The organism is Natronococcus sp. (genome assembly GCF_047921035.1).
In the GTDB taxonomy this organism is placed as follows: Archaea; Halobacteriota; Halobacteria; order Halobacteriales; family Natrialbaceae; genus Natronococcus.
The window spans coordinates 1-3862 of record NZ_JBLRWX010000174.1; the positions used below are offsets into that span (position 1 = coordinate 1).

9 protein-coding genes are annotated in these 3862 nt (G+C 67.7%); 1 reads left to right on the forward strand and 8 read right to left on the reverse strand.

From position 1 onward, the window contains the following. Nucleotides 1–265: 265 nt before the first annotated feature. Nucleotides 266–514: a DUF3194 domain-containing protein gene (locus ACNA7R_RS19560; protein ID WP_416285206.1), complete on the reverse strand. Its 249-nt coding sequence runs from the start codon at nucleotides 512–514 to the stop codon at nucleotides 266–268. Beyond that, the gene (locus ACNA7R_RS19565; RefSeq protein WP_416285208.1) at nucleotides 515–916 is read right to left on the reverse strand and encodes a prefoldin subunit beta; all 402 of its coding nucleotides are present in this window, start codon (nucleotides 914–916) and stop codon (nucleotides 515–517) included. Between the two features lie 153 nt (nucleotides 917–1069). Between ACNA7R_RS19565 and ACNA7R_RS19570 the strand changes: the two genes are divergently transcribed. Then, on the forward strand, nucleotides 1070–2134 hold the full coding sequence (locus ACNA7R_RS19570; protein ID WP_416285210.1) for a hypothetical protein: 1065 nt from the start codon (nucleotides 1070–1072) through the stop codon (nucleotides 2132–2134). 6 nt (nucleotides 2135–2140) lie between these two features. Here ACNA7R_RS19570 and ACNA7R_RS19575 read toward each other — a convergent pair whose 3' ends face one another. From ACNA7R_RS19575 to ACNA7R_RS19600, 6 genes are all read right to left on the reverse strand, one after another. Further along, on the reverse strand, nucleotides 2141–2626 hold the full coding sequence (locus tag ACNA7R_RS19575; protein ID WP_416285211.1) for a DUF2243 domain-containing protein: 486 nt from the start codon (nucleotides 2624–2626) through the stop codon (nucleotides 2141–2143). Nucleotides 2627–2674: 48 nt separating this feature from the next. Beyond that, nucleotides 2675–2947 carry a KEOPS complex subunit Pcc1 gene (locus ACNA7R_RS19580; protein WP_416285212.1) on the reverse strand — a complete coding sequence of 91 codons (273 nt, stop codon included), beginning with the start codon at nucleotides 2945–2947 and terminating at the stop codon, nucleotides 2675–2677. 1 nt (nucleotide 2948) lies between these two features. Next, on the reverse strand, nucleotides 2949–3083 hold the full coding sequence (locus tag ACNA7R_RS19585; RefSeq protein ID WP_005581305.1) for a DNA-directed RNA polymerase subunit P: 135 nt from the start codon (nucleotides 3081–3083) through the stop codon (nucleotides 2949–2951). A gap of 20 nt (nucleotides 3084–3103) precedes the next feature. Then, nucleotides 3104–3361, reverse strand: a complete 258-nt coding sequence (locus tag ACNA7R_RS19590) for a 50S ribosomal protein L37ae (RefSeq protein ID WP_278300882.1) — start codon at nucleotides 3359–3361, stop codon at nucleotides 3104–3106. A 48-nt stretch (nucleotides 3362–3409) separates the two neighbouring features. Continuing rightward, a complete protein-coding gene (locus tag ACNA7R_RS19595; protein ID WP_416285215.1) occupies nucleotides 3410–3616 on the reverse strand; it encodes a hypothetical protein in 207 nt (68 codons plus the stop codon). 16 nt (nucleotides 3617–3632) lie between these two features. Continuing rightward, the coding region (locus ACNA7R_RS19600; RefSeq protein ID WP_416285216.1) for a hypothetical protein at nucleotides 3633–3862 on the reverse strand (230 nt) is incomplete at its 5' end.

Here is a 3862-nt window from a genome sequence, read left to right on the forward strand (position 1 = left end):
ATGTAGGTCTGTAACTGCGAGTACTGCGTGGCTCCGGCTCGAGTCCGTGCCGGACGAAACGAGCGGGGATCGGGGGCCGCGTCGCCGCCGGCCGAACCGCCGACGACGGGGGCGAGCCCGACTCACCGGGCGAAAACGATCTCCATCTGCTGTGGTGTGAGCTTGCCGGGCGCGCCACTAATCGGTTGCGGTGGTGTCTGTGGCACAGCACCCCGGAAACGCGGCTGCTCGGAACGGAATCGTCGCGAAAAGCGGGCCGGATACCTTACTCCCCGAACAGCTCGTCGACGGCCTCGCGCGCGGCGAGGGCGGCGTCGTCGGCGACCTGTTCCGGGTCGGCCTCGTCGTCGGGCGCGTTCAGGTAGACGTCGACCTCGAGGACGCCGTCCTCGAAGACGACCGTCACGTCGTAGTCCCGAACCTCCGATTGCTTGTACCGGGAGAAGATCAGTCCCTCCGCCGCGTCGGACGCGGTCTGGACGACCTCCTCGTCGGTCGGCTCCTCGGTCGACATTTACGCGCCGCCGGCGCCGGGACCGCCCGGACCGGCCGGGCCGCCCATGCCGCCGCCCGCGCCGCCGAGCAGTTCCTCGAGCTCGCCCTGGAGATCCTCGAACTGCTCCTGGACGCGCTCCTCCTGCTTTTCGAGGGTTTCGAGGCGGATCTCGAGGGAGTCGACCTTCTCCTCGAGGTCGTCCTCGGCCGTGTCGTAGTCGGTCTCGACGAACAGTTCGCCGACGTTGCGGTACATCGTGGTGTCCTCGTCGATGTTGTCGAGCTCGTCGAGGGCGCTCTCGGCTTCCTCGAGGTTCGTCTCGGCCTGCTGTTTCTGGACGGCGACTTCCTGTGCGGTCTCCTGAAGACCCTGGAGCTGCTCGATCTTCTCCTGTGCTTCCGGCGGCAGGTTTCCTTGCATATCTCGACCGTCGCCCTCCGGACTGATAAAGCCAAGCTTTGTCTTCTATCGGGACCGCTCCCGTCTCCGTCGCCTCGCTGTCGCACCCTCGCGCGAGCCGCAGTTGAGCGTGCAACCTCGACGCCTATTCCTCTCGCGGGCGTCCCTCCGATAATGCGACGTCGCGACCTCCTCGCGGTCGGTGCCCTCTCCAGCGCGCTGTCCCTGACGGCCGGCTGCCTCGAGACCCTCGAGCGAGAGGACGCCTGGCGGGAACTCGTCGTCGATCCGCCCGACGGCGTCTACGTGCCGCCGAAGGTCGACGAGATGCTCCAACTCGGCACTGCGACCGTCGACGGCCTCGAGGTCTCCCTGTCGGCGATGCGGCCCCACTCGTTCTGGACGATGGCCGGCGACGAGCGGTCGCGCGCGGACGTGCGGGACCACCACGACGTCCACCTGATGGCGGCGGCCACCGACGCCGAGACCGGACTTTCGGTTCCGACGTCGGTGTCGACGACGATCCGCAGCCGCGAGGAGCGAATCGACGAACGCACCCTGTGGCCGATGCTCTCCCAGCGGATGGGGTTTCACTACGGCGACAACGTCCCGCTGGGCGAGGACGGCCCCCACGCCGCGACCGTTCGGGTCGAACCGACGAGCGTCGACGCCTCCGGGGCCCTCGCCGACCGCCTCGAGAGTCCGCGAACCGTCGACCTCGAGTTCGAGTACGCGGCCGACGAGATCGAATCGCTCGACCGACGGCTGATCGACGAGGACGAGGGCCGCGGCGAGAGCGGGGCGGTCGAGCCGATGGCGCACGATCACGGCGACCACGAGCCGGGAGCCGACCTCGAGGCTGCCACCGAGGCGTGGTTCGGAACCGCCCACAGCGGGGATCTCGAGTTCGGTGTCGGGACCCTCGAGAGCGAGTCGGCCGGTGGAGACGGAGGCGCCGTCGTCGTGAGCGCACGCACGCGACACAACCGGTTCCCGGTCCCACTCGCAGGACTGTCGATCGCCCCGGTCCGGGACGGCTCGCTCGGCGAGACAGTCCGACTCGCGGAGCGACTCGATGCCGATCTGGGCCACCACTACGGTGGCACCCTCGAGGACGAGCGTCTCGAGGGGATCGAGGAGCTAGCGGTGGTCGTCGACTCGCCCCCGCAGCTCTCGCGCCACGAGGGGTACGAGACGGCGTTTTTCGACCTCGAGCCCGCGACGGTAGCGGTCGAGTGAACTCGGTCAGTCGGCTCGAGCGAGGTGGCCGTCCGCGCTGCGGACCAGGACGGCCCCGACGGCGAGCATGAGGACGCTCACCGCGAGCCAGTGAGGGTTCCAGGCCTCGGTGCCGTGGACGACGTTGTGCAGGTCGAGCACGTAGTGGCTGACGACGCCGTCGAAGACGTTGAAGACGCCCGCCCCGACGACGACGGAGCCGATCAGGTACCGCGTCGAGAACCGCGCGTCGGCGCCGTTGACGAGCCGCCAGGTGAGCCCGAGCCCGACGCTCATGATTCCGAGCGTTCCCAGCAGGAAGAGGCCGTCGAACATGACGTTCGTCCGCATCCCGTCGAGGCTGTAGGGGTCGTAGATGCCCGACAGCAGGTGGTGGGTCTGCAGCGTCAGGTGGAAGATCACGACGTCGATAACCGCGCCGAACCCGAACCCGGCGGTCCCGCCGGCCAGCAGCACGCGTCGGCCGCTTCCCGCTCCCGAATCCGTTGCCATACCGCGGTCCTTCGCGGACCGGAGGGAAAAACGGCCGGCCGACGACTGCTACGTGTCCGGGCGCGACCGCAGCCGGTCGCCGACCTTGGCGGTTCGCTCGGCGACGTCGACAAGCGAGAACCACGTGTTCAGCGCCGCACGAAGCGCGACCGGATCCGCCGCTTCGATCTCGAGGCGGACGACCGACTCCTCGCGTTCGATAGTAGTTCGCGACCGATCGTCGTCGATCTCGCCGACCTCGCGGGCGACGGAGTCGGCGACGAGGCGCGCTCGAGCCGGGTCGTCGTACTCGAACTCGAGGGTCGCGCCGTGGGGGGTCACGTTACCGGACGTCGACTTCCTTGACGTCGCGGCTGCGTTCCTTCAGGAGGACGCGGTGGCCGCAGTAGGGACACCGAACGCCGCCGTACTCGTCGAGCTGCACGTCGCGTTTACAGCGGGAGCACTTGTAGCTCATGCGTAGAGAGTGAGAGACCGTTATTCGTCTTCGGCCAGCGCGGCTCGGATCGAGCGCTGGACGGTGCGACCCGCGGGGGTCTCCGGGCGGTAGGCGCCGCCGGTGAAGACCTCGCCGGTCTCGTCGTTCTTCCAGATGCCAGTGCCGACGCGGGTGACGCTGTCGCCGTCGACCTCGGCGTTTTCCATGTCGTCTTCGATCTCGCTGACGCGGCGTCGAGCGACGCGACCGTAGCGTGCGCCAAAACGGCCCGCGCTGCCGACTTTTTGGTTACCCATAGTACCGCTATCTATCGCTACTGGATTCTTAAACCTGTTGAGTTAGGGCTACTCGTCAGCGGCGCGTTCGGCGACGGGGCCTGCCAGCAGTTCGCGGAAGACGAGCGCGAGCGCGGCGACCGGGCCGGCCGGGGCCAGCGGCGCGGCGAGCAGCCCGGTTCCGAGCCCCGTCGCCGCGATCGCCGTCTGGAGGGCGAGCCCGCTCATCGAAAGCAGCGGAATTGCGGCCAGGATCGCGTCGGCTCGCTCGAGCATGGCTAATTATATCTAATTACAGCCGGTCGGATAAGGGGCCGACAACCAGCAGCACCTGTCGCTTCTCCGGAGCGAGGAAAACGATCGTTTCCTGACGGTCCGTTACCAGGATAGTACGGGTTTCGTTCGGTCGTGTCTGTCCGTCTGAAGCGGTCGATTTGTTACGTACAGATGCAAACTGCTCGCTTCGCTCGCAGTTTCTACTGGGCGAACAGCCGTCCGAGACGCGCGACAGCGCGTCTCTCT

Coding starts and splice junctions, on each gene's coding strand:
- ACNA7R_RS19590 (WP_278300882.1), bottom strand. CDS start 3,361: ATGGGTAACCAAAAAGTCGGCAGCGCGGGCCGTTTTGGCGCACGCTAC.
- ACNA7R_RS19560 (WP_416285206.1), bottom strand. CDS start 514: ATGTCGACCGAGGAGCCGACCGACGAGGAGGTCGTCCAGACCGCGTCC.
- ACNA7R_RS19575 (WP_416285211.1), bottom strand. CDS start 2,626: ATGGCAACGGATTCGGGAGCGGGAAGCGGCCGACGCGTGCTGCTGGCC.
- ACNA7R_RS19565 (WP_416285208.1), bottom strand. CDS start 916: ATGCAAGGAAACCTGCCGCCGGAAGCACAGGAGAAGATCGAGCAGCTC.
- ACNA7R_RS19570 (WP_416285210.1), top strand. CDS start 1,070: ATGCGACGTCGCGACCTCCTCGCGGTCGGTGCCCTCTCCAGCGCGCTG.
- ACNA7R_RS19585 (WP_005581305.1), bottom strand. CDS start 3,083: ATGAGCTACAAGTGCTCCCGCTGTAAACGCGACGTGCAGCTCGACGAG.
- ACNA7R_RS19595 (WP_416285215.1), bottom strand. CDS start 3,616: ATGCTCGAGCGAGCCGACGCGATCCTGGCCGCAATTCCGCTGCTTTCG.